The organism is Pseudomonas sp. W3I7 (genome assembly GCF_030816095.1).
GTDB lineage: Bacteria > Pseudomonadota > Gammaproteobacteria > Pseudomonadales > Pseudomonadaceae > Aquipseudomonas > Aquipseudomonas salomonii.
The window spans coordinates 6,465,961-6,491,698 of record NZ_JAUSXP010000001.1 but is presented as its reverse complement, the minus strand read 5'-3'; the positions used below and the strand labels follow the sequence as shown (position 1 = coordinate 6,491,698).

The 25,738-nt window shown below is 60.5% G+C and carries 25 protein-coding genes and 2 pseudogenes; 21 read left to right on the top strand and 6 right to left on the bottom strand.

The window, feature by feature from the left end; genetic code table 11:
- Window positions 1-167 precede the first annotated feature (167 nt).
- Window positions 168-1,760: an ABC transporter substrate-binding protein gene (locus QF043_RS29630; RefSeq protein ID WP_056860831.1), complete on the top strand. Its 1,593-nt coding sequence runs from the start codon at window positions 168-170 to the stop codon at window positions 1,758-1,760.
- Window positions 1,761-1,831: 71 nt separating this feature from the next.
- On the opposite strand, the gene radC is transcribed toward QF043_RS29630, so the two are convergent.
- Entirely contained in the window at window positions 1,832-2,506 is a 675-nt protein-coding gene (gene radC / locus QF043_RS29625; protein WP_056860832.1) for a DNA repair protein RadC, read from the bottom strand.
- A 143-nt stretch (window positions 2,507-2,649) separates the two neighbouring features.
- Between radC and coaBC the strand changes: the two genes are divergently transcribed.
- The 4 genes and pseudogenes from coaBC to argB all read left to right on the top strand — a co-directional run bounded on the left by coaBC (window position 2,650) and on the right by argB (window position 6,906).
- Window positions 2,650-3,858, top strand: coding sequence for a bifunctional phosphopantothenoylcysteine decarboxylase/phosphopantothenate--cysteine ligase CoaBC (gene coaBC, locus QF043_RS29620; protein ID WP_015886530.1), 1,209 nt, complete (start codon window positions 2,650-2,652; stop codon window positions 3,856-3,858).
- 5 nt (window positions 3,859-3,863) lie between these two features.
- Complete coding sequence (gene dut, locus QF043_RS29615) at window positions 3,864-4,319, top strand: dUTP diphosphatase (RefSeq protein WP_056860833.1); 456 nt, start codon at window positions 3,864-3,866, stop codon at window positions 4,317-4,319.
- A 240-nt stretch (window positions 4,320-4,559) separates the two neighbouring features.
- A pseudogene (locus QF043_RS29610) lies at window positions 4,560-5,981 on the top strand (phosphomannomutase/phosphoglucomutase); the annotation flags it as partial.
- A gap of 19 nt (window positions 5,982-6,000) precedes the next feature.
- Window positions 6,001-6,906 carry an acetylglutamate kinase gene (argB, locus tag QF043_RS29605; RefSeq protein WP_138813307.1) on the top strand — a complete coding sequence of 302 codons (906 nt, stop codon included), beginning with the start codon at window positions 6,001-6,003 and terminating at the stop codon, window positions 6,904-6,906.
- Window positions 6,907-7,072: 166 nt separating this feature from the next.
- On the opposite strand, the gene pyrE is transcribed toward argB, so the two are convergent.
- Complete coding sequence (pyrE, locus tag QF043_RS29600; RefSeq protein ID WP_307421171.1) at window positions 7,073-7,717, bottom strand: orotate phosphoribosyltransferase; 645 nt, start codon at window positions 7,715-7,717, stop codon at window positions 7,073-7,075.
- 82 nt (window positions 7,718-7,799) lie between these two features.
- On the opposite strand from pyrE, the gene QF043_RS29595 reads away from it, so the two are divergent.
- Complete coding sequence (locus QF043_RS29595) at window positions 7,800-8,579, top strand: exodeoxyribonuclease III (RefSeq protein ID WP_003176915.1); 780 nt, start codon at window positions 7,800-7,802, stop codon at window positions 8,577-8,579.
- A 58-nt stretch (window positions 8,580-8,637) separates the two neighbouring features.
- Here the strand turns inward: QF043_RS29595 and QF043_RS29590 are convergent, their stop codons facing one another.
- Complete coding sequence (locus QF043_RS29590; RefSeq protein WP_056860835.1) at window positions 8,638-9,006, bottom strand: DUF4870 domain-containing protein; 369 nt, start codon at window positions 9,004-9,006, stop codon at window positions 8,638-8,640.
- Window positions 9,007-9,028: 22 nt separating this feature from the next.
- On the bottom strand, window positions 9,029-9,751 hold the full coding sequence (rph, locus tag QF043_RS29585) for a ribonuclease PH (protein WP_003213280.1): 723 nt from the start codon (window positions 9,749-9,751) through the stop codon (window positions 9,029-9,031).
- A 219-nt stretch (window positions 9,752-9,970) separates the two neighbouring features.
- Here rph and QF043_RS29580 point away from each other — a divergent pair, with 219 nt between their 5' ends.
- The 6 genes from QF043_RS29580 (at window position 9,971) to QF043_RS29555 (ending at window position 15,267) form a co-directional block, all read left to right on the top strand.
- Window positions 9,971-10,834 carry a YicC/YloC family endoribonuclease gene (locus tag QF043_RS29580; protein ID WP_307421170.1) on the top strand — a complete coding sequence of 288 codons (864 nt, stop codon included), beginning with the start codon at window positions 9,971-9,973 and terminating at the stop codon, window positions 10,832-10,834.
- 10 nt (window positions 10,835-10,844) lie between these two features.
- On the top strand, window positions 10,845-11,465 hold the full coding sequence (gene gmk / locus QF043_RS29575; protein ID WP_065931902.1) for a guanylate kinase: 621 nt from the start codon (window positions 10,845-10,847) through the stop codon (window positions 11,463-11,465).
- A gap of 167 nt (window positions 11,466-11,632) precedes the next feature.
- A complete protein-coding gene (gene rpoZ / locus QF043_RS29570; RefSeq protein WP_003176920.1) occupies window positions 11,633-11,896 on the top strand; it encodes a DNA-directed RNA polymerase subunit omega in 264 nt (87 codons plus the stop codon).
- Between the two features lie 60 nt (window positions 11,897-11,956).
- Window positions 11,957-14,062 (top strand): bifunctional GTP diphosphokinase/guanosine-3',5'-bis pyrophosphate 3'-pyrophosphohydrolase, encoded by a 2,106-nt coding sequence (gene spoT / locus QF043_RS29565; protein WP_056860838.1) that lies wholly within the window; start codon window positions 11,957-11,959, stop codon window positions 14,060-14,062.
- A gap of 24 nt (window positions 14,063-14,086) precedes the next feature.
- The gene (locus tag QF043_RS29560; protein ID WP_003176922.1) at window positions 14,087-14,467 is read left to right on the top strand and encodes a RidA family protein; all 381 of its coding nucleotides are present in this window, start codon (window positions 14,087-14,089) and stop codon (window positions 14,465-14,467) included.
- Between the two features lie 56 nt (window positions 14,468-14,523).
- Window positions 14,524-15,267 (top strand): hypothetical protein, encoded by a 744-nt coding sequence (locus QF043_RS29555; RefSeq protein ID WP_065931903.1) that lies wholly within the window; start codon window positions 14,524-14,526, stop codon window positions 15,265-15,267.
- A 107-nt stretch (window positions 15,268-15,374) separates the two neighbouring features.
- Here the strand turns inward: QF043_RS29555 and QF043_RS29550 are convergent, their stop codons facing one another.
- Entirely contained in the window at window positions 15,375-16,226 is an 852-nt protein-coding gene (locus QF043_RS29550; RefSeq protein WP_307421169.1) for an SDR family oxidoreductase, read from the bottom strand.
- A gap of 189 nt (window positions 16,227-16,415) precedes the next feature.
- On the opposite strand from QF043_RS29550, the gene exbB reads away from it, so the two are divergent.
- From exbB to QF043_RS29505, 9 genes are all read left to right on the top strand, one after another.
- Window positions 16,416-17,399 carry a tonB-system energizer ExbB gene (gene exbB / locus QF043_RS29545; protein WP_307421168.1) on the top strand — a complete coding sequence of 328 codons (984 nt, stop codon included), beginning with the start codon at window positions 16,416-16,418 and terminating at the stop codon, window positions 17,397-17,399.
- 6 nt (window positions 17,400-17,405) lie between these two features.
- Window positions 17,406-17,831, top strand: coding sequence for a TonB system transport protein ExbD (gene exbD / locus QF043_RS29540; protein WP_003195519.1), 426 nt, complete (start codon window positions 17,406-17,408; stop codon window positions 17,829-17,831).
- Entirely contained in the window at window positions 17,828-18,577 is a 750-nt protein-coding gene (locus QF043_RS29535; RefSeq protein WP_138813301.1) for an energy transducer TonB, read from the top strand. The genes exbD and QF043_RS29535 overlap by 4 nt, the downstream gene beginning before the upstream one ends.
- Before the next feature lie 169 nt (window positions 18,578-18,746).
- Entirely contained in the window at window positions 18,747-19,082 is a 336-nt protein-coding gene (locus QF043_RS29530; RefSeq protein ID WP_170875876.1) for a cupredoxin domain-containing protein, read from the top strand.
- Window positions 19,083-19,085: 3 nt separating this feature from the next.
- The gene (locus QF043_RS29525) at window positions 19,086-19,913 is read left to right on the top strand and encodes an FTR1 family protein (protein ID WP_307421167.1); all 828 of its coding nucleotides are present in this window, start codon (window positions 19,086-19,088) and stop codon (window positions 19,911-19,913) included.
- Window positions 19,910-20,440, top strand: coding sequence for an iron transporter (locus tag QF043_RS29520; protein ID WP_122527164.1), 531 nt, complete (start codon window positions 19,910-19,912; stop codon window positions 20,438-20,440). The genes QF043_RS29525 and QF043_RS29520 overlap by 4 nt, the downstream gene beginning before the upstream one ends.
- A 113-nt stretch (window positions 20,441-20,553) precedes the next feature.
- Window positions 20,554-21,474, top strand: coding sequence for a hydrogen peroxide-inducible genes activator (locus tag QF043_RS29515; protein ID WP_015886540.1), 921 nt, complete (start codon window positions 20,554-20,556; stop codon window positions 21,472-21,474).
- A gap of 8 nt (window positions 21,475-21,482) precedes the next feature.
- On the top strand, window positions 21,483-23,558 hold the full coding sequence (gene recG / locus QF043_RS29510; RefSeq protein WP_307421166.1) for an ATP-dependent DNA helicase RecG: 2,076 nt from the start codon (window positions 21,483-21,485) through the stop codon (window positions 23,556-23,558).
- A 77-nt stretch (window positions 23,559-23,635) separates the two neighbouring features.
- Window positions 23,636-25,036 carry an aminoacyl-tRNA deacylase and HDOD domain-containing protein gene (locus QF043_RS29505; protein ID WP_069787136.1) on the top strand — a complete coding sequence of 467 codons (1,401 nt, stop codon included), beginning with the start codon at window positions 23,636-23,638 and terminating at the stop codon, window positions 25,034-25,036.
- A 155-nt stretch (window positions 25,037-25,191) separates the two neighbouring features.
- On the opposite strand, the pseudogene QF043_RS29500 reads toward QF043_RS29505, so the two are convergent.
- Window positions 25,192-25,319 (bottom strand): annotated as a pseudogene (locus QF043_RS29500) (helicase); the annotation flags it as partial.
- Window positions 25,320-25,738 lie beyond the last annotated feature (419 nt).

The window sequence follows — 25,738 nt, the reverse complement described above, 5'->3', positions numbered from 1 at the left end:
CGGCACACAAAAGTGCAAGGCGAAACGCGCTGAGGCGCCATCAAAACAGCATTTGCGCCAAAAGCACAGGCAAAAATGGGCTAGTCATTTATCAATCAGACCACTACGGTAGGCTTTTTCCAGACTGCACTCGCAGATGGGCCTTCGATCTGCAAAGGAAACCGAATATGCGCCTCGCTGCCCTACCGCTATTGCTCGCCCCCCTATTTATCGCGCCGCTGGCCTCTGCGGCCACCAATCTGAGCGTTTGCACCGAGGCCAGCCCCGAAGGGTTCGATGTGGTGCAGTACAACTCGCTGACCACCACTAATGCCTCGGCCGACGTGCTGATGAACCGCCTGGTGGACTACGACGCTACCGCCGGCAAGCTGGTGCCGAGCCTGGCGGACAGTTGGGAAGTGTCGCCGGACGGACTGGTGTACACCTTCAAGCTGCACCCGGACGTGAAGTTCCATCGCACCGAGTATTTCACCCCAAGCCGCACCCTGACCGCCGAAGACGTGCGCTTCAGCTTTGAACGCATGCTCGACCCGGCCAACCCATGGCACAAGATCGCCCAAAGCGGCTTCCCGCATGCGCAGTCGCTGCAATTGCCCACACTGGTCAAGAAAATCGACGCCCTCGACCCGCTGACCGTGCGCTTCACCCTGGATCACGCCGACTCCACCTTCCTCGCCGCGTTGAGCATGGGTTTTGCCTCGATCTACCCGGCCGAATACGCCGACAAGCTGCTCAAGGCCGGCACCCCCGAAAAACTCAACAGCCAGCCCATCGGCACCGGCCCGTTCGTGTTTGTACGGTTCCAGAAAGACGCCGTGGTCCGCTATAAAGCCAACCCGGATTACTTTGCCGGCAAACCGGCTGTGGATAACTTGATCTTTGCCATCACCCCGGATGCCAACGTGCGCCTGCAAAAGCTGCACCGCGATGAATGCCAGATCGCCCTGTCACCCAAGCCACTGGATGTGGGTGAGGCCGAGAAAGACCCCGCGCTCAAAGTAGAAAAAACCCCGGCCTTCATGACCGCATTCGTCGCGATCAACAGCCAGCACCCGCCGCTGGACAAGCCCGAAGTGCGCCAGGCGATCAACCTGGCTTTCGACAAAGGCAGCTACCTCAAGGCCGTATTTGAAGGCACCGCCGAAGCGGCCAATGGCATTTACCCACCCAATACCTGGAGCTACGCCAAGGACTTGCCGGGTTATCCACAGGACATCGCCAAGGCCAAAACGCTGCTGGAAAGAGCCGGACTCAAGAATGGCTTCAAGACCACGATCTGGACTCGCCCCACCGGCAGCCTGCTGAACCCCAACCCCAACCTCGGCGCTCAGTTGCTGCAAGCAGACCTGGCCAAGGTCGGCATCCAGGCCGAGATTCGCGTGATCGAGTGGGGCGAACTGATCCGCCGCGCCAAAGCCGGCGAACATGACCTGTTGTTCATGGGCTGGGCCGGTGACAACGGCGACCCGGATAACTTCCTCACCCCGCAGTTCTCGTGCGCAGCGGTAAAATCCGGCACCAACTTCGCCCGCTACTGCGACCCGACCCTGGACAAGCTGATCAGCGCCGGCAAGACCACCAGTGAACAAGGTGTGCGCAGCAAGCTCTACCAACAGGCCCAGGCACAGATTCAGCAGCAGGCCCTGTGGCTGCCATTGGCGCACCCCACTGCGTTCGCTCTGGCACGCAAGAATATCAATGGCTATCAGGTGAGCCCATTTGGGCGCCAGGATTTCTCAAAGGTCAGCGTCAAGCCCTAAGCTGCAAGCTGCAAGCTGCAAGCTGCAAGCCACTTGAGGCTTGCAGCTTCAACCTTGCAGCTGCTCCTATCCTACAACCAGCCGTATTCCGCCATCGACAGCGGGTCGCCATCTCCCACGATGATGTGGTCGAGCACCCGCACATCCACCGATTCCAAAGCCTTCTGCAATATTTTGGTTAATTTCCGATCAGCCGCACTCGGCTCGACGCTCCCGGACGGATGGTTATGGCACAGGATCAGCGCCGCCGCGTTGTAAGCAAGCGCGCGCTTGACCACTTGTCGCGGATAAACGATAGCCGTGTCGATGGTGCCCTCAAACAGCGCCTCAAAGCCCAGCACCCGGTGCTTTGAGTCAAGAAACAGGCAGCCGAATATCTCGTGGGGCTCGTGGCGCAGCAACGCCTTGAGGTACTCACGTACCGCCAGCGGGCTTTCCAGTACCGAGTCGTCACGCAAGCGTTCGGCCATATGCCGCCGAGACATTTCCAGCACCGCCTGCAACTGGGCAAACTTCGCCGGCCCCAGCCCCAAGTGCTGGCTGAACAGCGTCTGGCTGGCCTCCAGCAGCGGGCGCAGGCCACCAAATTGCGCCAGTAGATGGCGCGCCAGGTCGACTGCGCTTCTGCCGGAAACCCCGGTACGCAGGAAGATCGCCAACAACTCGGCATCCGACAGACTCGCCGCGCCCCATTCCAAAAGCTTCTCCCGTGGACGTTCCGCCACAGGCCAATCGCGAATACTCATCCCGCCTCCCTCTGCACGCGCGCCGCTGTTGCCTGGCGGTCGCTGTGTTATCTTAAGCCCTCTTTTTTGCATGTGATTTCCCCTGGGGAGGGGGCATCGCAGGCGTCACTGAACTGGCATCACTGAACTGGAAAGGCAAACCAATGCAGCGTCTGTATCGGAAACGCATCGTTCTCGGCGTCGGCGGCGGCATTGCCGCCTACAAGAGCGCAGAACTGGTTCGCAGGCTCCTGGACCAGGGCGCCGAAGTGCGCGTGGTCATGACCCGTGGTGGCAGTGAGTTCATCACCCCGCTGACCATGCAGGCCCTGTCTGGCCACCCGGTTCACCTGGACCTGCTGGACCCGGCGGCCGAAGCCGCCATGGGCCACATCGAACTGGCCAAATGGGCCGACCTGGTGTTGATCGCCCCGGCCACCGCCGACCTGATCGCCCGCCTGGCCCAAGGCATTGCCGATGACCTGCTGACCACTCTGGTATTGGCCACCGACGCCACCGTCGCCATCGCACCGGCCATGAACCAGGCCATGTGGCGCGACCCGGCCACCCAGGCCAACACCCAACTCCTGCAAAGCCGTGGCCTTAAAGTGTTTGGCCCGGCGTCCGGCAGCCAGGCCTGCGGCGACGTGGGCATGGGCCGCATGCTTGAGGCCACCGACCTCGCGCTGTGCGCCGCCGAGTGCTTTCAGCACCTGGCTCTCACGGGCAAACATGTGCTGATTACCGCCGGCCCCACCCAGGAAAACATCGACCCGGTGCGTTACATCACCAACCATAGCTCAGGAAAAATGGGCTTTGCCTTGGCGGAAGCTGCGGTCGAGGCAGGCGCACGCGTCACCTTGATTACCGGCCCAGTGCACTTGCCAACACCCGATCGCGTCACGCGAATCGACGTAGTCAGCGCCCGGGACATGCTGGCGGCCTGTGAAGCGGCCATTCCCTGCGATCTGTTTATCGCCTCGGCAGCGGTTGCAGACTACCGCCCGGAGGTTGTCGCCCCGCAAAAGCTTAAGAAGGACCCTACAAGCGGCGACGGCCTGCTCCTGCAAATGGTGCGCAACCCGGACATCCTGGCCACCATCGCCACGCGCCCGGACCGCCCGTTCAGCGTTGGTTTCGCCGCCGAAACCGAGCACCTGCTGGACTACGCCGCACGCAAGTTGAAAGACAAAAACCTCGACCTGATCGTTGCCAATGATGTCGCCAACCCGAGCATCGGCTTCAACAGCGAGGAAAACGCCTGCAGCGTGATCGACCGCGAGCTGCACGCCACCCTTTTCGCCCAGACCAGCAAGGGCAAGATTGCCCGTCAACTGATCTCATTTATCGCCCAACGGCTGAACCAGGTTTAATTTACATGCACGCTTTGCAAGCCAAGATCCTCGACCCCCGCATCGGCAACGAATTTCCCCTGCCGGCTTATGCCACTCCGGGCTCCGCCGGCCTGGACCTGCGCGCCATGCTCAAGCAAGACACCGTGCTGGAGCCGGGCCAGACAATCCTGATTCCTACCGGCCTGTCGATCTACGTCGGCGACCCAGGCCTGGCGGCATTGATCCTGCCGCGCTCCGGCCTGGGCCACAAACATGGCATCGTGCTGGGCAACCTCGTAGGCCTGATCGATTCGGACTATCAGGGCGAATTGATGGTGTCGTGCTGGAACCGTGGCAACACCGCGTTCAACATCGCTGTCGGCGAGCGCATCGCCCAGTTGGTGCTGGTACCCGTGGTACAGGCACACTTCGAACTGGTGCAGGAGTTCGACGAAACTCAGCGCGGCGCAGGTGGTTTTGGGCATTCCGGCAGCCACTGACTAAGCTGAACCTTGCCGGACGCATTTGTCCGGCAAGACGCCACCGCATGGCTATTCAGGATGAAGAATGTGCGGATTTATTCAGCGAGATTTCCGCAATGAAATCAATGCATTACGCACTTCAAGAAAGTGCATCGACACGCCGATGGCATTTTTGCACCACGAACTCTCTGCCGAAAACACCGTCATACCCTTCAGTTTGAGCCTGCCGGTCAGCCACTTTAAGGCCAGCTTTGCCCCCTTCAGATGGAGTTCACCCCCGCGATGAGTACCGCAGCCCGAGTAGCCCCGACATTCCCCGACAGCATCTTCCGCGCCTACGACATTCGTGGCGTCGTGCCCAAGACCCTGACCGCCGAAACCGCCTACTGGATCGGCCGCGCCATCGGTGCCCAGAGCCTGGCCCAGGGCGAGCCTGATGTCTCGGTAGGCCGCGATGGCCGCTTGTCCGGCCCGGAGCTGGTGGAACAACTGATTCAAGGCCTCGCCGACAGCGGTTGCCACGTCAGCGACGTCGGCCTGGTGCCGACACCGGCGCTGTACTACGCGGCCAACGTACTGGCCGGCAAGTCCGGGGTGATGCTCACCGGCAGCCATAACCCGTCGGACTACAATGGCTTCAAGATCGTGATCGCCGGTGACACCCTGGCCAACGAACAGATCCAGGCCCTGCACGATCGCCTCAAGACCAACGACCTGACCAGCGGCAAAGGCAGTGTCACCAAAGTCGACATCCTGCAACGCTACTCTGACCAGATCACCGGCGACGTCAAACTCGCGCGCCGCCTGAAAGTGGTGGTGGACTGCGGCAACGGCGCGGCCGGCGTGATCGCCCCGCAACTGCTCGAAGCCCTTAACTGCGAAGTGATCCCGCTGTTCTGTGACGTCGACGGCAACTTCCCCAACCATCACCCGGACCCAGGCAAGCCTGAAAACCTGGTGGACTTGATCGCCAAGGTCAAGGAAACCGGCGCCGACGTGGGCCTGGCTTTTGACGGTGACGGCGACCGTGTTGGCGTGGTGACCAACACCGGCGAAAACGTGTTCGCCGACCGCCTGCTGATGCTGTTTGCCCGTGATGTGGTGGCGCGCAACGCCAACGCCGAAATCATCTTCGACGTGAAGTGCACCCGCCGCCTCACGCCGTTGATCAAGGAATATGGCGGTCGCCCGCTAATGTGGAAGACCGGTCATTCGTTGATCAAAAAGAAAATGAAGGAAACCGGCGCACTGTTGGCCGGTGAAATGAGCGGCCACGTGTTCTTCAAAGAGCGCTGGTTCGGTTTTGACGACGGCATTTACAGCGCCGCCCGTCTGCTGGAGATCCTCAGCAAGGAAAAATCCACGGCGCAGGAGCTGTTTCAGACCTTCCCGAACGATATTTCTACGCCAGAGATCAATATACATGTGACCGAGGAGAGCAAATTCAGCATCATTGACGCACTGCACGATGCGCAATGGGGCGAAGGCGCCAACCTGACCACCATTGATGGTGTGCGAGTCGATTACGCCAAAGGCTGGGGCCTGGTTCGCGCGTCCAACACCACGCCGGTGCTGGTCCTGCGCTTCGAGGCGGATACCGAGGCTGAGTTGCAGCGCATCAAGGACGTGTTCCACGCCCAGTTGAAACGTGTTGCCCCTGATCTCCAATTACCGTTCTGATTTTTTACCGGAGCCCTGAATGACCCTCGAACGCGAAGCCGCTGCCAATACTGCCAAGGTCCTGTCCGAAGCGTTGCCTTACATTCGACGCTACGTCGGCAAGACGCTGGTGATCAAGTACGGCGGCAATGCCATGGAGAACGAAGAGCTGAAAAATGGCTTCGCGCGCAATGTCGTGCTAATGAAAGCAGTGGGCATCAACCCGGTGGTGGTGCATGGTGGCGGGCCGCAAATCGGCGACCTGCTCAAGCGTCTTTCTATCGAGAGTCACTTCATTGATGGCATGCGCGTGACCGATGCACAAACCATGGACGTGGTCGAAATGGTTTTGGGCGGTCAAGTCAACAAAAGCATTGTCAACTTGATCAATAGCCATGGCGGCAGCGCGATTGGCCTGACCGGCAAAGATGCCGAACTGATCAGGGCCAAGAAACTGACCGTGACGCGAATGACACCGGAGATGACCACTCCAGAAATCATCGACATCGGCCAGGTAGGCGAAGTGATCGGCATCAACACCGACTTGCTGAACCTGTTGGTCAAGGGCGATTTCATCCCGGTGATCGCGCCAATCGGCGTGGGCGCCAATGGTGAGTCCTACAACATCAACGCCGATCTGGTGGCCGGCAAAGTAGCTGAAGCGCTGAAGGCTGAGAAGCTGATGCTGCTGACCAACATCGCCGGCCTGATGGACAAGGAAGGCAAGGTGTTGACCGGTTTGACCACTCAACAAGTAGACGAGCTGATCGCCGATGGCACCATCTACGGCGGAATGCTGCCCAAAATCCGTTGCGCGCTGGAAGCCGTGCAAGGCGGCGTGGGCAGCTCGCTGATCCTGGATGGCCGCGTGCCGAATGCGATCCTGCTGGAAATCTTCACCGATACCGGTGTGGGCACGCTGATCAGCAATCGCAAGCGTCCTTAAACGCTGAAAACAAAAGGCCCCGCTCAATCCAATTGAGCGGGGCCTTTTTTGGGTACTTGGTCCAAATGTGGGAGCGGGCTTGCTCGCGAATACGGTGGGTCAGTCACCGGATCTGTGTCTGACCCACCGTATTCGCGAGCAAGCCCGCTCCCACATAGGTTCGGTGTCAGACGCCGAACTGCTCGCGATACGCACGCACCGCCGGCAAATGCTGCTTGAGCTGCGCATCATCTTCCAGGTATTGCAGCACCTGGTTCAGCGACACGATGCTCACCACCGGAATGCCGAAATCACGCTCCACTTCCTGGATTGCCGATAACTCACCGTTGCCGCGCTCCTGGCGGTTCAGCGCGATCAGCACGCCGGCGGCCTTGGCGCCTTCCTGGGAAGCGATGATCTGCATCACTTCACGGATGGCGGTACCGGCGGTGATCACGTCATCAATGATCAGCACATTACCCTTGAGCGCGGCACCGACCAGGCTGCCACCTTCGCCATGGGCCTTGGCCTCTTTGCGGTTGAAGCACCATGGCAAATCCAGCTCATGATGTTCAGCCAAAGCCACCGCCGTAGCGGCCGCCAAAGGGATGCCCTTGTAGGCTGGGCCAAACAGCACGTCGAAGGAAATACCGCTGTCGACGATGGCTGCCGCATAGAAACGACCCAGCTGAGCCAGGGCCGAACCCGAGTTGAACAAGCCTGCATTGAAGAAGTAAGGGCTGGTGCGCCCGGACTTCAACGTGAACTCACCGAAGCGTAAAACGCCGCGATCGATGGCAAAACGAATGAAATCGCGTTGATACGCCTGCATGAAAAAAGCCTCAGATACCACGGATTTAGCTAATTAGGTAGACGGCGTGTATCATACACGCACGCGATTTTTGGGGCCATTTATGCGGATCATCAGTGTGAACGTCAATGGTATTCAGGCTGCAGTCGAGCGTGGTTTGCTCAGTTGGCTGCAAGCACAGAATGCCGACGTCATCTGCCTGCAGGACACCCGCGCCTCCGCCTTTGAACTGGACGACCCAGCCTTCCAACTGGATGGCTACTTCCTTTATGCCTGTGATGCCGAAGTCCCTGCCCAAGGTGGCGTGGCTCTGTACTCACGGTTGCAACCCAAGGCGGTCATCAGCGGCCTCGGCTTCGAGACAGCCGACCGCTACGGGCGCTACCTGCAAGCCGATTTCGACAAGGTCAGCATCGCGACCTTGCTGCTCCCTTCGGGGCAGAACGGCGATGAAGACTTGAACCAGAAGTTCAAGCTAATGGACGATTTCGCCCGTTATCTGGATAAACAGCGACGCAAACGTCGCGAGTACATTTACTGTGGCTCGCTGTACGTGGCGCAACAGAAGCTGGATATCAAGAACTGGCGCGACAGCCAGCAATCCCCGGGTTTCCTGGCGCCGGAACGGGCCTGGATGGACGAGATTGTCGGCAACATGGGCTATGTGGATGCCCTGCGCGAAGTCAGCCGTGAAGGCGACCAGTACAGCTGGTGGCCGGATAACGAACAGGCCGAGATGCTTAACCTGGGCTGGCGTTTCGACTACCAGTTGCTGACCCCGGGTCTGCGCCGGTTCGTTCGCAGCGCACGCCTGCCGCGCCAGCCGCGCTTCTCGCAGCATGCGCCGCTGATCGTGGACTACGACTGGACACTGACCATCTAAGGTCTTTTTCCAGGCACAAAAAAACCGACATCGCTGTCGGTTTTTTTGTGCCTGCTCATTATTTGACCACTCGCCAGGTCAAGGGGTAGCGATAGGCAATCCCCTTGTTGGCCTTGATGCTGCCGATGATCGTCAGCACCACCGTGGCAATGGCCAGGGCGACCATCAGGAAAAACCCGATCACCGCGAAGGCCAGCACGATGCACACCATCCAGGCGATGGCCACGGTGATCTGGAAGTTCAGGGCTTCCTTGCCCTGATCGTCAATGAACGGGTCCACTTCCTTCTTCATCTGCCACAGGATCAGCGGCCCCACGACACTGCCGAAGGGGAACACAAACCCCAGAAACGCCGCGAGATGACACAACATGGCTCCCTGGCGCACTTCGTAGGAAGGCGTAGGTACGGGCATCTGGCTGTCATTCATGGCGCTTCTCCTTGAGGCAGGCTCAGTCGGCCAGGGCGGCGTTCTGCAGTTCGAAGATTTCGGTCATGCCTTTCTGGGCCAGGGCGAGCATGGCGTTCAGGTCGGCCGGCTGGAATGGCGCGCCTTCAGCGGTGCCCTGCACTTCGATGAAACCACCGGTGCTGGTCATCACCACGTTCAGGTCGGTCTCGGCAGCCGAGTCTTCCAGGTAGTCCAGGTCCAGCACAGGCTCGCCCTGATACATACCAACCGACACGGCAGCGATCATCTGCTTGAGCGGGTCGCCGCCTTTGAGGCCGCCGCGCTTCTTGATCACTTTAAGCGCATCAACCAGGGCCACCATGGCGCCAGTGATGGAGGCGGTGCGAGTGCCGCCGTCCGCCTGGATTACGTCGCAGTCGACGTACAGGGTCACGTCGCCCAGCTTGGACATGTCCAGGGCGGCGCGCAGCGAGCGGCCGATAAGGCGCTGGATTTCGAGGGTGCGGCCGCCTTGCTTGCCACGGCTGGCTTCACGCTGGTTACGCTCGCCGGTGGCGCGCGGCAGCATGCCGTATTCGGCAGTCAACCAACCCTGGCCCTGACCCTTGAGGAAACGCGGCACGCCATTTTCGACGCTGACGGTGCAAATCACCTTGGTATCGCCAAACTCGACCAGTACAGATCCCTCGGCGTGTTTGGTGTAGTTGCGGGTGATGCGGATCGAGCGGAGCTGATCGGCAGCGCGACCACTTGGACGTTTCATAGGGGATACCTGTACGAAGGACGAAAAACTGCCGAGCATTATAGAGCCGCGAACCGTTCCGGGGCACTTCTAAAAAATTCGGTTACGAATGTTCAGACTAATGCCCATTGTTTGGGCGCACTCGCCCCACTGCGCTACAATCCTGCGCCTTCGCAGCCTGTCGGCTTCAAAATTTACTCATCGGCCCGCATTTGCGGGTCTGCATCGCGAGGTACTTCCATGGTGCACAGCATGACCGCCTTCGCCCGCGTCGAAAAAGCCGGCGCTCAGGGCACCCTGAGCTGGGAACTGCGCTCGGTCAACAGCCGCTACCTGGAGCCGCACCTGCGCCTGCCGGAGTCGTTCCGCGACCTCGAAGGCGCCGTGCGTGAAGCGTTGCGCCAGGGTATCTCGCGGGGCAAGCTGGAATGCACCCTGCGTTTTACCGAAGAAACCACCGGCAAGCCGCTGCAGATCGACCGTGACCGCGCCGCGCAGCTGGTAGCCGCCGCCGAAACCATCGCCGGCCTGATCAAACAACCTGCTGCGCTGAACCCGCTGGAAGTGCTGGCCTGGCCCGGCGTTCTGGTGGCCGACGCCACCGACCCGCAAGCCCTCAATGCCGAAGCCCTCGCGCTGTTCACCCAGGGATTGAAAGAGCTCAAGGCCGGCCGCGAGCGCGAAGGCGCCGAACTGGCCCGCCTGATCAATGAGCGCCTGACCTCGATCGAAGAAGACGTGGTCACCCTGCGCGAGCTGGTGCCGCAGATGCTCGCTACCCAGCGCCAAAAGGTCCTGGACCGCTTCACCGACATGAAGGCCGACCTCGACCCCGTGCGCCTGGAGCAGGAAATGGTGCTGCTGGCGCAAAAAAGCGACGTGGCCGAAGAGCTCGACCGCCTGAGCACCCACATCCTTGAAGTGCGCCGCGTGCTCAAATCAGCGGGTGCCGCCGGTCGGCGCCTGGACTTCCTGATGCAGGAACTCAACCGCGAAGCCAATACACTGGGCTCCAAGGCGTTTGATCCGCGCAGCACCACGGCTGCGGTCAACCTCAAAGTGTTGATCGAGCAGATGCGCGAACAAGTACAGAATATTGAGTAAGGCAACTTCCATGACCCACAGCACCGGCACCCTTTACATCATTTCCGCCCCTTCGGGCGCGGGCAAGAGCAGCCTGGTCAAAGCCTTGACCGACGCCGACGAGCACATCCGCATCTCGGTCTCGCACACCACCCGCGCCATGCGCCCAGGTGAAGTGAACGGCGTGCACTATCACTTCGTCGAGCGTACCGAGTTCGTCAAGATGATCGAACACGGCGACTTCCTGGAACGCGCCGAAGTGTTCGGCAACCTCTATGGCACCTCGCAAAGCCACCTGCAGCAGACGCTGGACGAAGGCCACGACCTGATCCTGGAAATCGACTGGCAGGGTGCCGAACAAGTGCGCCAGTTGATGCCCAAAGCGCGTTCGATCTTCATCCTGCCGCCGTCTTTGGAGGCGTTGCACCAGCGTCTGACCAACCGTGGCCAGGACAGCGACGAGATCATCGAAGGCCGCATGCGCGAAGCTGTCAGCGAAATGAGCCACTACGTCGACTACGACTACCTGATCATCAACGACGATTTTGCCCACGCCCTGGATGATTTGAAGGCGATTTTTCGCACCAATCAGCTCCAGCAAAAGCGTCAGCAGCAGCGTTTTGGCAAATTACTGGCTGAACTGCTCGGTTGATTGGCTCTTCCCAAAACCGCTGCAAGGGCTTTACATTGGCACTTGTAGCGGTTTTGCGAGGGCGCGTGGAAAATCAGCGCTTCCCTAAACGCTGGTGATTTTTTAAACTGTTTAGTCCGCTCGCCCAACCGGGCAGCGCGCATCTTGCATTCGCTCCGAGGAATACCATGGCCCGCGTAACCGTTGAAGACTGCCTAGAACACGTGGATAACCGCTTTGAGCTGGTCATGCTCTCTACCAAGCGTGCCCGTCAACTGGCCACCGGCGGCAAAGAGCCCCTGGTCCAGTGGGAAAACGACAAGCCTACCGTTGTAGCCCTGCGTGAAATCGCTGAAGGCCTGATGAGCTACGAGTTCATCGCCAACGCTGAAATCGTTGAAGACGAACCGCTGTTTGCAGCGTTCGAGGACGAGTCCAACGAGGCCGTCTAAGCCTATGCCTGGTCGACGTAGCACGGCGCGGGGTCACAGCCAACGGCAGGAGTTCATACTTTGCCGAGCATAGACGCCCTCGCCGATCGCTTATCGGCCTACCTCGGCCCAGACCAGGTCAACCTGGTCCGCCGAGCGTATTTCTACGCCGAACAAGCCCACGACGGCCAACGCCGCCGAAGCGGTGAGGCGTATGTCACGCATCCTCTTGCGGTGGCAAATATTCTTGCCGACATGCACATGGACCATCAGAGCCTGATGGCCGCGATGCTGCATGACGTGATCGAAGACACCGGCATCGCCAAGGAAGCGCTCAGCGCGCAATTTGGTGAAACCGTGGCCGAACTGGTCGACGGGGTCAGCAAACTGACCCAGATGAACTTCGAGACCAAGGCCGAAGCCCAGGCAGAAAACTTCCAGAAAATGGCCATGGCCATGGCACGGGATATCCGTGTGATTCTGGTCAAGCTGGCCGACCGACTGCACAACATGCGCACGCTGGAAGTACTGTCCGGCGAAAAACGCCGGCGCATCGCCAAGGAAACCCTGGAAATCTACGCGCCCATCGCCAATCGGCTGGGCATGCATGCCATTCGTATCGAATTCGAAGACCTTGGCTTCAAGGCCATGCACCCGATGCGCTCGGCGCGCATCTATCAGGCGGTCAAGCGCGCACGGGGCAACCGCAAGGAAATCGTCAACAAGATCGAAGAGTCGCTGAGCCACTGCCTGGCGATCGACGAGATTGAAGGCGAAGTCAGCGGCCGGCAGAAGCACATCTACGGCATCTACAAGAAGATGCGCGGCAAGCGCCGGGCCTTTAACGAGATCATGGACGTTTACGCATTCCGGATCATCGTCGACAAGGTAGACACCTGCTACCGCGTGCTGGGCGCTGTGCATAATCTGTACAAACCCCTGCCGGGGCGCTTCAAGGACTACATCGCCATTCCCAAGGCCAACGGCTATCAGTCGTTGCATACCACGCTGTTCGGTATGCACGGGGTGCCGATCGAGATCCAGATCCGTACGCGGGAAATGGAAGAGATGGCCAACAATGGCATCGCCGCCCACTGGCTGTACAAGTCCAGCGGTGACGAACAGCCAAAAGGCACTCACGCCCGTGCTCGCCAGTGGGTCAAAGGCGTGCTGGAAATGCAGCAACGTGCCGGCAACTCCCTGGAATTCATCGAAAGCGTGAAGATCGACCTGTTCCCGGACGAGGTCTACGTATTCACACCCAAAGGCCGAATCATGGAGCTGCCCAAAGGCTCCACGGCGGTCGACTTTGCCTACGCGGTGCACACCGACGTCGGCAACAGCTGCATTGCCTGCCGGATCAACCGTCGCCTCGCGCCGCTGTCCGAACCGCTGCAAAGCGGCTCCACGGTCGAGATTGTCAGTGCACCCGGCGCGCGCCCGAACCCGGCCTGGCTCAACTTCGTGGTTACCGGTAAAGCGCGGACACACATCCGCCACGCCCTGAAGTTGCAACGCCGCTCCGAATCCATCAGCCTCGGCGAACGCCTGCTGAACAAGGTCCTCAACGGTTTCGACAGCGCCCTGGACAAGATCCCGGCCGAGCGCGTGCAAGCGATGCTCCATGAGTACCGCCAGGAAACCATCGAGGACCTGCTGGAAGATATCGGCCTGGGCAACCGCATGGCCTATGTAGTCGCACGACGCTTGCTCGGCGAAGGCGAACAGCTGCCAAGCCCGGAAGGCCCGCTGGCGATTCGCGGCACCGAAGGCCTGGTACTCAGCTACGCCAAATGCTGTACGCCGATCCCGGGCGACCCGATTGTCGGCCACCTGTCAGCGGGCAAAGGCATGGTGGTGCACCTGGACAACTGCCGCAATATCACCGAAATCCGCCACAACCCGGAGAAATGCATCCAGCTTTCCTGGGCCAAGGATGTCACCGGCGAATTCAACGTCGAGCTGCGTGTAGAGCTGGAACATCAGCGTGGCCTGATCGCTTTGCTGGCCAGCAGCGTCAACGCGGCCGACGGCAATATCGAAAAAATCAGCATGGATGAACGCGATGGCCGTATCAGCGTGGTCCAGCTGGTGGTCAGCGTGCACGACCGCGTGCACCTGGCCCGCGTGATCAAGAAACTGCGCGCCCTGACCGGAGTGATCCGCATCACCCGCATGCGTGCATAGCCCCTCTCTTACAAGGAGCAACTCATGACCAAGACTGTTATCACCAGCGACAAAGCCCCGGCCGCCATCGGCACTTACTCCCAGGCGATCAAGGCGGGTAACACCGTCTACATGTCCGGCCAGATTCCGCTGGACCCAAAGACCATGGAACTGGTTGAAGGCTTCGAAGCACAAACCGTACAAGTCTTCGAAAACCTGAAATCCGTAGCCGAAGCCGCCGGTGGTTCGTTCAAGGACATCGTCAAGCTGAACATCTTCCTCACCGACCTGAGCCACTTCGCCAAGGTCAACGAGATCATGGGCAAGTACTTCGAACAGCCCTACCCAGCCCGCGCCGCCATCGGCGTTGCCGCCCTGCCAAAGGGCGCACAGGTTGAGATGGACGCGATCCTGGTCATCGAATAAAACACCCGGCGCAGCCTTAACAGGCTGCGCCGACTTTGTTTCAGAAGGATTTCATGATGCGCAAAGCGCTTGTAGCCACTTCGTTGCTCGCCCTGTTGCTCGGCGGCTGCGCCAGCAACCCCGCCGACCTGGATGTGAGTGGCACCTGGATCAACCAGGCCGCCATCAACGCGGCAGCCAAGGGCGGCCCTTTGCGTGAAGCGCTGCAGAGTTTTGGCCCGAACCTCGAATGGGAGGTCAACACCAAGGCTTTGCAGGCGCGCTACTACAACGGTTTTGAAGTCGCCGAAGGCAAGTTGCTCGGCGATAAATCCGGTGCCTGGAGCGTCGAGTTCTACGGCAGCTCCGCCACCGAACTCAAGCGCAAAGGCAAACAACTGCTGCAAGTGGCCAACGATAACGAGCCCGAGCAACTGTTCGCCCGTGCCAAGGATCCCGCTCCGGAAGGTGCGCCACTGGGTGCCAACTTCGAGCGGGCGCTGTATGCAGCCTACATGGGCGGCGACTGGAAGATTACCGACGGCAACGGCAGCGGCTCCACGGTGCAGTTCCAGGCCGACGGCAAGGTCGCCGGCCTGCCAGGCGTCGATCGCTACTCGCTGTGCCTGGCGGGCGACTGCGCCTCCATGAGCGGCGGCTACGACAGTATCTGGCTGCAATTGAACGGCCAGGGCAACCCGTGGATCTTCGCGCGCAAAGGCAAGCAACTGGAAATCTTCCAGGCGATCAACACCGCCCTGGCCGACGAAGTGCCGCAGTTCACGCCCGGCCCGCGCCAATGGCTGCTTGAGAAGAAATAGAACCAAATGTGGGAGCTGGCTTGCCTGGGATGACGGTGGTTCAGTCGAGATAGATGTCGACTGATACTTCGCTATCGCAGGCAAGCCAGCTCCCACATTTTTTTGTTTCAGCCCTTGAGAATCGCAGCATAGCCTTCACGATAAGTCGGATAGGTAGGTACCCAACCCAACGCCTTGGCCCGGGCGTTGCTGCATTGCTTGCTGCCTGCACGTCTTACACTGGCGTCATCCGCCCACTCCGTCACACCCAGGTAATCGCGCAACCAGCCCACCACCTCCGCCAATGGCGCTGGGGCGTCGTCGACACCGATGTAGACTTTTTCCAGCGAGCCGCCCTGCTCACTATGGCGTAGCAAAAAGGCCAGCAAACCCGCCGCGTCATCGGCGTGAATCCGGTTGCCATACAAAGGTGGATCGATTGCCACGCGATAGCCTTGGCGCACCTGGGTCAGCAGCCATTCACGGCCAGGACCGTAAATACCGGTCAAACGCACGATGCTCGCCGGGATGCCGCTGTTGAGAGCCACTTGCTCGGCTTCCAACATGACCTGGCCGGAATAGCCTTTCGCTTGGGTCTCGGAGGTTTCGTCGACCCACTCACCATTCTGCTGGCCGTACACGCTGCTGCTGGACACAAACAGCAAGTGTTTGGGCGCTTGGCCGTAGTCGTTCAGCCACTCCAACACATGCTGCAACCCTTGCACGTATGCCGCGCGATACCCGGCTTCATCGTGGTCGGTGGCGGCTGCGCAATACACCAGGTAATCCACTGCGCCGATCGGCCAGGTCTCAGGGCAATCCTTTTTGAACAAGTCGCCGGCAATACCGATCACGCCATCGGGGAGCTTTGAAATATCACGGCGCAGGCCGTGGACCTCCCATTCCGAGGCCAGCAATTGGCTAGCCAGCCGACTACCCACATCGCCGCAACCGGCAATCACAACAGAAGGCGCAGACATCATAAAACTCCGTTCTTAAAGGTCTAGATTAGCCTTCGCAGATGACGAGCGGCCAGAAAAAGGACAAATAAAGTAACTGTATTACTTCTGTTAACAAGAATTACTTGCAATAATAACCGCCCATTTGTCCTCGACCCCCAAGGGTCTGGCAGGACGATCACTCCATTTTTTCTCTCAGGTCCGGCCAGCATGACACGTAATACAAAACCCGCTTCGCCAACCAAGCTTCACAGCCCATCCCGCGCCTGGCGTGCGATCGCTGCGCTGCTGTTCAGCGTACTGCTGGCACCGACCGCCGCCTTCGCTGATGCCACCGCCCCAACCGCACCGGCTGCTGCCGAGCACACGGGCGCAACACCTGCCGCTCCTGTGGCTGCGCCGGTTGCCACCGACCCGGCCCAGGCTGCAGGCGACGCTGCACCTGCCGACGAAACCGGTGTAGTGCTGGAAGAAGACAACAGCCTGGGCATGGCCCATGACCTGTCGCCGTGGGGCATGTACCAGAACGCTGACGTGGTGGTAAAAGCCGTGATGATCGGCCTGGCCATCGCCTCGATCATCACCTGGACCATCTGGATCGCCAAGGGCTTCGAGCTGCTGGGCGCCAAGCGCCGCCTGCGCACTGAAATCGTCCACCTGAAAAAAGCCACCACCCTCAAGGAAGCCAGCGACAGCGCAACCAAGAAGGGCACCCTGGCCAACCTGCTGGTACACGACGCACTGGAAGAAATGCGCCTGTCGGTCAATACCCGCGAAAAAGAAGGCATCAAGGAGCGCGTCAGCTTCCGCCTCGAACGCCTGGTTGCAGCCTGTGGCCGTAACATGAGCAGCGGCACCGGCGTACTCGCCACCATCGGTTCCACCGCACCGTTTGTCGGCCTGTTCGGCACCGTGTGGGGGATCATGAACAGCTTTATCGGCATCGCCAAAACCCAGACCACCAACCTCGCCGTCGTCGCCCCCGGCATTGCCGAAGCCCTGCTGGCAACCGCCCTGGGCCTGGTTGCCGCGATTCCTGCGGTGGTGATCTACAACGTCTTCGCCCGTTCGATTGCCGGCTACAAGGCCCAGGTATCGGACGCGTCGGCAGAAGTCCTGCTGCTGGTCAGCCGCGACCTCGATCACCTGCCTACCGAGCGCAGCTCGCAACCGCACATGGTGAAAGTGGGGTAATCGGCCATGGGCCTGCATTTGAATCAAGGCGACGATGAACTCGTCGAGAACCACGAGATCAACGTCACGCCGTTTATCGACGTAATGCTCGTGCTGCTGATCATCTTCATGGTGGCCGCGCCGCTGGCGACCGTGGATATCAAGGTCGACCTGCCCGCGTCCAGCGCCAAGCCTGCGCCGCGGCCGGAGAAGCCGATTTTCCTCAGCGTCAAGGCAGACCAACGCCTGTTCCTGGGCGAAGAAGAAGTCAAAGCTGAAACCCTGGGCCCGGTGCTCGACGCCAAGACCCAGGGCAAGAAAGACACGACGATCTTCTTCCAGGCCGACAAAGGCGTGGACTACGGCGACCTGATGAGCGTGATGGATGCGCTGCGCGCAGCCGGCTACCTCAAGGTAGGCCTGGTCGGACTTGAGACGGCAGCCAAGAAATGATCACGACGCGCCACAAACTGACGCGTTATGGCACCAGCCTCGCCGTCGTGCTGGGCGTGCATGCCGTCGCGATCATCATCGCGCTCCAATGGTCCGCGCCGCATCCGGTAACGTTGCCTCCGGCGGCCATGGTCATCGACCTGGCGCCGATGCCTGCACCGCCGCCGCCGGCGCCGCCCAAGGTTGTCACGCCGCCGCAGCCGCCTGCCCCCGTGGAAGAGTTGCCCCTGCCAAAACTGGCCGAGGCACCTAAACCAACGATCCAGGTGCCCAAGCCGGTCAAGCCAAAACCGAAACCTCAGCCGCCCAAGCCGGTGGAGAAGAAGCCCGAGCCGCCCAAGGAAAAACCTTCCGAAGAGCCGCCGAGCGAATCGCCACAGAACAATGCGCCGGCTGAAAAGTCCGCCCAGCCGGTTCCGGGCCCGTCGCCACAACAGATCGCAGCCAAAGCGTCCTGGGAAGGCACTCTGCTGGCGCACTTGCAGAAGTACAAGAAGTACCCGCCAGGCGCCCAACAGCGTGGCAAGGAAGGCTTGAACCGCCTGCGCTTTGTGGTCGATGCCGAAGGCAACGTGCTGTCCTACGAGTTGGTGGGCCGCTCCGGCAACGCCGATCTGGACCGTGCGACCCTGGACATGATCCGTCGTGCCCAGCCACTGCCCAAGCCACCGGCCGATATGTTGAAAGGCGGCAGCGTCGAAATCGTCGCGCCGTTTGTTTACAACATCGAAAAACGTCGTCGTTAACCCTCTGCGTGGGCACCTGTCGGGTGCCCACGGTTGCTGCTCCCTCCTCTCTCACACCCTCCAACCTGAACCTGGATTGAACAGGCTTCGCATCGGCGCAATCTTCACTTGTAACATTTAATTACAATGCCAATCATCCGCGAATAGTTCTCATTAGTGGATATCCGGTGTGCCCAACCTCGCCCGATTGACCCTCGCCCTGCTCGCGTTTCCGCTCGCCGCCCATGCGGATCGCCTGGTCACGCTAAACATTCAAAACCACACCTTCACCCCGTCAAGTTTCGAAGTGCCGGCGGGCGAACGCTTTCGTATTCAACTCACCAGCCATGACGAGAGCGTGGATGAGTTCGAAAGCTATGACATGAAGTTCGAGAAAATCATCGTCCCCGGCAACACCATCACGGTTTTCGCCGGCCCGCTGCACCCTGGCACTTACACCTTTTTCGATGACTACCACCCGGACCAGGCCAAAGGCACGGTCACCGCCGTCGCGCCGAAGGAGTAGCCCATGCTCGCGTGTCTATTGATCGTGTTTCGTGAAGTGCTGGAAGCCGGGATTGTGGTCGGGATCATCATGGCCGCCACTCAGGGCCTGGCACGACGCGGCCTGTTTATTGGCGGCGGAGTCGCAGCCGGCGTACTCGGTGCCGGCCTGCTTGCGCTGTTCACGGGTGCAATCACCCAAGCGCTGCAAGGGTTTGGTCAGGAAATCTTCAACGCAGCGATTTTGATCGTGGCGGTCCTCATGCTCGGTTGGCACAACCTGTGGATGGCCACCCATGGGCGCGAACTGGCGACGCAACTGCGCAGCGCCGGCAATGCGGTGCTGCGTGGGGAGAAATCGCTCTGGGCATTAGCCGTGGTGATCACCGTGGCAGTGTTGCGCGAAGGCTCGGAAATAGTGCTGTTCCTTTACGGCATTGCCGCCTCGACCCAGACCGACCCGCTGAAAATGCTGGTCGGCGGCGTGCTCGGCATCATTGCCGGCGCGGCGCTGTCGTGGCTGCTGTATCGCGGCCTGGTCGCCATCAGCCTGAAACGCCTGTTCTCGATCACCTCCTGGATGATTGCCCTGCTCGCCGCCGGAATGGCCGGGCGCGCGGCAGCGATCCTGGCCGGCATCGACCTGATTCCTGCCTGGGGCTATCAGCTCTGGGACACCTCCTGGCTGGTATCCGACGCCAGCCTCACCGGCAGGGCGCTGCAAGCGCTGGTGGGCTACACCGATCGACCGCTGGGTGTGCAGCTGGTTGCCTGGGTCGCCACGCTACTGCTCTTGGTGATGGGCAGCCGATTGATTCACTCACGTTCCACCTCCCAAGGAGCTACCCAATGAAACACCTGAGCAAACCCCTGGCTGCCGCGCTGCTATTGGCCGGCGCCGCGGCCATGTCGACCCTGGCACAGGCACGCGAATATCCGATTGGCGGCCCGGTACAGGCCAACGACATGGAAATCGCATCCTCCTATCTGGTCGGCATCGAAATGGCGCCGATGCCGCCGGGCATGGTCATGAGCAAGGACTCGGTGCACCTGGAAACCGACGTCCACGCCACCGCCGACAACAAATACGGCCTGGCCAACGGTGAATGGGTGCCGTACCTGACCATCAGTTACTCGCTGGTCAAGCAAGGCGCGCCGGACTACAAGGAAATCGGCACCCTGCTGCCGATGGTCGCCAAAGACGGCGCCCACTACGCCAACAACGTGAAGATGGACGGCCCCGGCACCTACACCGTGGTACTGCGTTACGAGAGCCCGCAGATCAAAGGTTTCTTCCATCACGTCGACAAAGAAACCGGCGTACCGGAATGGTGGTCTCCCTTCACCGAAACGTTCACTTTCAAGTACCCACAGAATTAAGCGCTTACTTAAGACACCTGATTACCGGGTGTCGTAAACACCACAGTGTCTGATAACGTGCGTCTATCGATTGCAGCCGGTATGCTTGGCCCGCAACCTCATGGACGCCCGCTATGACTCTTACAGAATTACGCTACATCGTGACCCTCGCCCAAGAGCAGCACTTCGGCCACGCGGCCGAGCGTTGCCATGTCAGCCAGCCGACGCTGTCGGTGGGTGTGAAAAAGCTTGAAGACGAACTCGGTGTGCTGATTTTCGAGCGCAGCAAGAGCGCCGTGCGCCTTACGCCAGTGGGCGAAGGCATCGTCGCCCAGGCCCAAAAGGTGCTGGAACAGGCCCAAAGCATTCGCGAGCTGGCCCAGGCCGGCAAGAACCAGCTGACCGCGCCACTCAAAGTCGGCGCGATCTACACCGTCGGCCCGTACCTGTTCCCGCATCTGATTCCACAACTGCACCGCGTTGCGCCGCAGATGCCGTTGTATATCGAAGAAAACTTCACCCACGTACTGCGTGACAAACTGCGCAACGGTGAGCTGGACGCGATCATCATCGCCCTGCCGTTCAACGAAGCAGACGTGCTGACCCTGCCGCTCTACGACGAGCCGTTCTACGTGCTGATGCCGGCCTCCCACCCGTGGACGCAGAAAGACACCATCGACGCCGGCCTGCTCAACGACAAGAGCCTGTTGCTGCTGGGCGAAGGCCACTGCTTCCGCGACCAGGTACTGGAAGCCTGCCCGACCCTGACCAAGGGCAACGACGGCGCCAAGCACACCACCGTGGAATCCAGCTCCCTGGAAACCATCCGGCACATGGTCGCGTCCGGCCTGGGCATTTCGATTCTGCCGCTGTCGGCGGTGGACAGCCATCACTACGCTCCCGGCGTGATCGAAGTGCGCCCTCTCACGCCGCCGGTGCCGTTCCGTACGGTGGCGATTGCCTGGCGCGCGAGCTTCCCACGCCCGAAAGCCATTGAGATCCTGGCCGACTCGATCCGCCTGTGCTCGGTGGCCAAGCCGCCTGCTGCGAGCTAAGCAAACGTATGACTGAGCTGTCGCAGGTGTCGGTGACGGCACTTAAAGGTGTCGGTGAAGCCATGGCCGAGAAGCTGGCCAAGGTCGGCCTGGAAAACCTCCAGGACGTGCTGTTCCACCTGCCCCTGCGTTATCAGGACCGCACACGCGTGGTGCCCATCGGCCACTTGCGCCCTGGGCAGGATGCGGTGGTCGAAGGCACGGTCAGCGGCGCCGACGTGGTCATGGGCAAGCGCCGCAGTTTAGTCGTGCGCCTGCAGGACGGCACCGGTGGCCTGAGCCTGCGCTTCTACCATTTCAGCAACGCGCAAAAGGACGGCCTCAAGCGTGGCACCCGCGTGCGTTGCTATGGCGAAGCGCGCCCCGGCGCATCGGGCCTGGAGATCTATCACCCGGAATACCGCGCCATCACCGGTGACGAACCTCCACCGGTCGACACCACGCTCACACCGATCTACCCGCTCACTGAAGGCCTGACCCAGCAACGCCTGCGCCAGCTGTGCATGCAGACACTGGCGATGCTCGGCCCCAAAAGCCTGCCCGATTGGCTGCCTCTGGAGCTGGCTCGCGACTATCAACTGGCACCGCTGGACGATGCGATCCGCTACCTGCACCACCCGCCAGCCGACGCCGATGTGGATGAGCTCGCACTGGGCCATCACTGGGCTCAGCATCGCCTGGCCTTCGAAGAGCTGCTGACGCACCAACTGTCCCAGCAGCGCCTGCGCGAAAGCATGCGCTCTCTGCGCGCGCCGGCGATGCCCAAGGCTACGCGGCTGCCTGCGCAATACCTGGCGAACCTTGGCTTTGCACCCACCGGCGCGCAGCAACGTGTAGGCAATGAAATCGCCTACGACCTCAGCCAGCATGAGCCGATGCTGCGGCTGATCCAGGGCGATGTGGGCGCGGGCAAGACCGTGGTCGCCGCCCTCGCCGCCTTGCAGGCATTGGAAGCCGGTTACCAGGTGGCGTTGATGGCGCCCACTGAAATCCTCGCCGAACAGCACTTCATCACCTTCAAGCGCTGGCTCGAACCCTTGGGCCTGGAAGTGGCGTGGCTGGCCGGCAAGCTCAAGGGCAAGACCCGCGCCGCCGCCCTGGAGCAAATCGCCGGTGGCGCACCGATGGTGGTGGGCACCCACGCGTTGTTCCAGGACGAAGTGCAGTTCAAGAACCTGGCACTGGTGATCATCGACGAACAGCACCGCTTCGGCGTGCAGCAGCGTCTCGCGTTACGCCAGAAAGGCGTGGGCGGGCGCATGAACCCGCACCAGTTGATCATGACCGCCACGCCGATCCCGCGCACCCTGGCGATGAGCGCCTACGCCGACCTCGACACCTCGATCCTCGATGAGCTGCCGCCAGGCCGCACCCCGGTCAACACCGTGCTGGTCACCGACACGCGCCGCGTCGAAGTGATCGAGCGCGTGCGCGGCGCCTGCGCCGAAGGCCGTCAGGCGTACTGGGTGTGCACACTGATCGAAGAGTCCGAAGAACTGACCTGCCAGGCCGCCGAGACCACGTTTGAAGACCTTACCAGCGCCCTGGGCGAGCTGAAGGTCGGGCTGATCCACGGGCGCATGAAGCCTGCGGAAAAAGCCGCTGTGATGGCCGAGTTCAAAGCTGGCAACCTGCAACTGCTGGTGGCCACCACGGTGATTGAAGTCGGCGTGGACGTGCCCAACGCCAGCCTGATGATCATCGAAAACCCCGAACGCCTGGGCCTGGCCCAACTCCACCAGTTGCGCGGCCGTGTCGGCCGGGGCAGCGCCGCCAGCCACTGCGTGCTGCTGTACCACCCACCGCTGTCACAGATCGGCCGTCAGCGCCTGGGCATCATGCGCGAAACCAACGACGGTTTTGTCATCGCCGAAAAAGACCTCGAACTGCGCGGCCCCGGTGAAATGCTCGGCACCCGCCAGACCGGCCTGTTGCAATTCAAGGTCGCCGACCTGATGCGCGATGCCGACCTGCTGCCTGCCGTGCGTGATGCGGCGCAAGCGCTGCTGGAGCGTTGGCCCGAGCATGTCAGCCCCTTGCTGGATCGCTGGCTCAGGCATGGGCAGCAATACGGCCAAGTGTGACGCCTGACTCACTTATCCAACCAACAGGTGTATCAAGCTGGTTATACTTCGGTGACTGTACGAAATTGGATCAGGCCATGTCAGAAGTCGCCCTCGCCACAGCCCCACTGACCGCCCCACCGGTCATTCGGGCTCTGCTCGCAAAGCTCGCCATCCCTTACACGGAAGTGACCGAACACGCCGGCCTGAATCCCGCACAAAAGGTCCAGGCGGTGCTGCTGGAAGATGCCGTGGGCGCACTCATGGTGCTGTTCCCGCAGAGCCAGCTGCTCGACCTCAACCGCCTGGCTGAACTCACCGGCCGCCGCCTCACGGCCGTGTCGCCGGACCGCATCGAGCGCATGCTGGCCAAGCACGACTTGAGCCTGTTGCCGGGTTTGCCGGCGCTGACCAGCTCGCCATGCCTGTATGAAGGCAGCCTGCTCAGCGAGCCAAGCCTGTTGGTGCATTCGGGTGAAGCCGGGCTGCTGCTGGAAATCGCCAGCAGCGATTTCAAGAGCATGCTCACCAAGGCCAGTGCCGGGCACTTCGGCGAACCGCTGAGCAACATCCGCCCCAACCTCGACCGCCCCAATGATGACCGCGAGGAAATCACCCAGGCGATGCAAGCGTTCACTGCACGCCGAATCCAGCAGCGTCTGGAAGCGACCATCGAGATTCCACCACTGGCCGACACCGCGCAAAAAATCATCAAACTGCGCGTCGACCCCAACGCCACCATCGATGACATCACCAGCGTTGTCGAAACCGACCCAGCCCTCGCCGCCCAAGTGGTGAGCTGGGCAGCGTCGCCGTACTACGCCTCGCCGGGCAAGATTCGTTCAGTGGAAGACGCCATCGTCCGTGTGTTGGGCTTTGATCTGGTGATCAACCTGGCGCTGGGCCTGGCCCTGGGCAAAACCCTGAGCCTGCCAAAGGACCATCCGCACCAGTCCACGCCATACTGGCACCAGTCGATCTACACCGCTGCGGTGATCGAAGGCCTGACCCGCGCCATGCCCCGCGCCCAGCGCCCGGAAGCCGGCCTGACTTACCTGGCCGGCCTGCTGCACAACTTCGGTTACCTGCTGCTGGCCCATGTGTTCCCGCCACACTTCTCGCTGATCTGCCGTCACCTGGAGGTCAACCCGCACCTGTGTCACAGCTATGTCGAACAACATCTGCTGGGCATCAGCCGCGAGCAGATCGGCGCCTGGCTGATGCGCTACTGGGACATGCCGGACGAACTGTCCACCGCCCTGCGCTTCCAGCACGACCCGACCTATGATGGGCAATATGCCGAATACCCGAACCTGGTGTGCCTGGCGGTGCGCTTGCTGCGCAGCCGTGGGATTGGTTCCGGGCCGGATGAAGCCATCCCGGATGCCTTACTGGAACGCCTGGGCCTGAGCCGGGAAAAGGCTGAAGAAGTGGTCGGTAAAGTGCTGGATGCCGAAGTTCTGCTACGCGAACTCGCGTCCCAGTTCAGCCAGGGATAAGTCTGTCGCCTGCTACATCGCTTTCGCAGGCAAGCCAGCTCCCACACTTGATCGCGTTCCAGCGTTGGAACTCGGTCGAATGTGGGAGCTGGCTTGCCTGCGATGAATACAACTCGGTCTGCCTGAAAGACCTACTTCTTTTTCTTAGGCTTCAACTAGTTGTTCAACCCCTGGAACCAGATCACCAGTGCCGGGTTGCCCTCAATAGGGATCGACCGATCCTGAATCGCATCATAAGTGCCGGTTACTAATTCTTCACTTCCAAGGTTGCGAAACCGATTGCGACGAACACTTGGTATGGAAAATTTGTAACGCGCTAACATCTAAGACGCAACCAGCAACATATAACATGGAACCCTCAAAGCTGACCTGTCCACATAGTGCATGCAGGTAATCATCTTACTTCAGCGCTCAGGGTCGAATTGTTCTGGACTGACTTGCCCGCAATGCCCTTTATGAATGTAAATTTCCTGTTCACCGCTTAGGTAGCGATATCGTTAAACCCCCGCGTTCTTTATGCGAGAAAAATAGAGACGTAAGCTTTCACCTATAACGATAGCAAGGTAATGACCAGCCAACTCATACATTCAGAAATGAAAAATCAGGAACCGATAACACGCTCCAACAGACAAAATAATTACCCTGCCAGGCACTTGACCACAAAATAATTTACCGGGAATTTATAGACCCGACTTACACTGG

Bases quoted from the DNA above. Each gene is read 5' to 3' on its own strand.
- radC (WP_056860832.1), bottom strand. From the start codon at position 2,506: ATGAGTATTCGCGATTGGCCTGTGGCGGAACGTCCACGGGAGAAGCTT.
- rph (WP_003213280.1), bottom strand. From the start codon at position 9,751: ATGAAACGTCCAAGTGGTCGCGCTGCCGATCAGCTCCGCTCGATCCGC.
- QF043_RS29505 (WP_069787136.1), top strand. From the start codon at position 23,636: ATGTCAGAAGTCGCCCTCGCCACAGCCCCACTGACCGCCCCACCGGTC.
- QF043_RS29550 (WP_307421169.1), bottom strand. From the start codon at position 16,226: ATGTCTGCGCCTTCTGTTGTGATTGCCGGTTGCGGCGATGTGGGTAGT.
- QF043_RS29515 (WP_015886540.1), top strand. From the start codon at position 20,554: ATGACTCTTACAGAATTACGCTACATCGTGACCCTCGCCCAAGAGCAG.
- exbD (WP_003195519.1), top strand. From the start codon at position 17,406: ATGGGCCTGCATTTGAATCAAGGCGACGATGAACTCGTCGAGAACCAC.
- QF043_RS29560 (WP_003176922.1), top strand. From the start codon at position 14,087: ATGACCAAGACTGTTATCACCAGCGACAAAGCCCCGGCCGCCATCGGC.
- exbB (WP_307421168.1), top strand. From the start codon at position 16,416: ATGACACGTAATACAAAACCCGCTTCGCCAACCAAGCTTCACAGCCCA.
- rpoZ (WP_003176920.1), top strand. From the start codon at position 11,633: ATGGCCCGCGTAACCGTTGAAGACTGCCTAGAACACGTGGATAACCGC.
- pyrE (WP_307421171.1), bottom strand. From the start codon at position 7,717: ATGCAGGCGTATCAACGCGATTTCATTCGTTTTGCCATCGATCGCGGC.
- recG (WP_307421166.1), top strand. From the start codon at position 21,483: ATGACTGAGCTGTCGCAGGTGTCGGTGACGGCACTTAAAGGTGTCGGT.
- gmk (WP_065931902.1), top strand. From the start codon at position 10,845: ATGACCCACAGCACCGGCACCCTTTACATCATTTCCGCCCCTTCGGGC.
- QF043_RS29525 (WP_307421167.1), top strand. From the start codon at position 19,086: ATGCTCGCGTGTCTATTGATCGTGTTTCGTGAAGTGCTGGAAGCCGGG.
- QF043_RS29580 (WP_307421170.1), top strand. From the start codon at position 9,971: ATGGTGCACAGCATGACCGCCTTCGCCCGCGTCGAAAAAGCCGGCGCT.
- QF043_RS29555 (WP_065931903.1), top strand. From the start codon at position 14,524: ATGCGCAAAGCGCTTGTAGCCACTTCGTTGCTCGCCCTGTTGCTCGGC.
- QF043_RS29520 (WP_122527164.1), top strand. From the start codon at position 19,910: ATGAAACACCTGAGCAAACCCCTGGCTGCCGCGCTGCTATTGGCCGGC.
- dut (WP_056860833.1), top strand. From the start codon at position 3,864: ATGCACGCTTTGCAAGCCAAGATCCTCGACCCCCGCATCGGCAACGAA.
- argB (WP_138813307.1), top strand. From the start codon at position 6,001: ATGACCCTCGAACGCGAAGCCGCTGCCAATACTGCCAAGGTCCTGTCC.
- coaBC (WP_015886530.1), top strand. From the start codon at position 2,650: ATGCAGCGTCTGTATCGGAAACGCATCGTTCTCGGCGTCGGCGGCGGC.
- QF043_RS29590 (WP_056860835.1), bottom strand. From the start codon at position 9,006: ATGAATGACAGCCAGATGCCCGTACCTACGCCTTCCTACGAAGTGCGC.
- QF043_RS29535 (WP_138813301.1), top strand. From the start codon at position 17,828: ATGATCACGACGCGCCACAAACTGACGCGTTATGGCACCAGCCTCGCC.
- QF043_RS29595 (WP_003176915.1), top strand. From the start codon at position 7,800: ATGCGGATCATCAGTGTGAACGTCAATGGTATTCAGGCTGCAGTCGAG.
- QF043_RS29630 (WP_056860831.1), top strand. From the start codon at position 168: ATGCGCCTCGCTGCCCTACCGCTATTGCTCGCCCCCCTATTTATCGCG.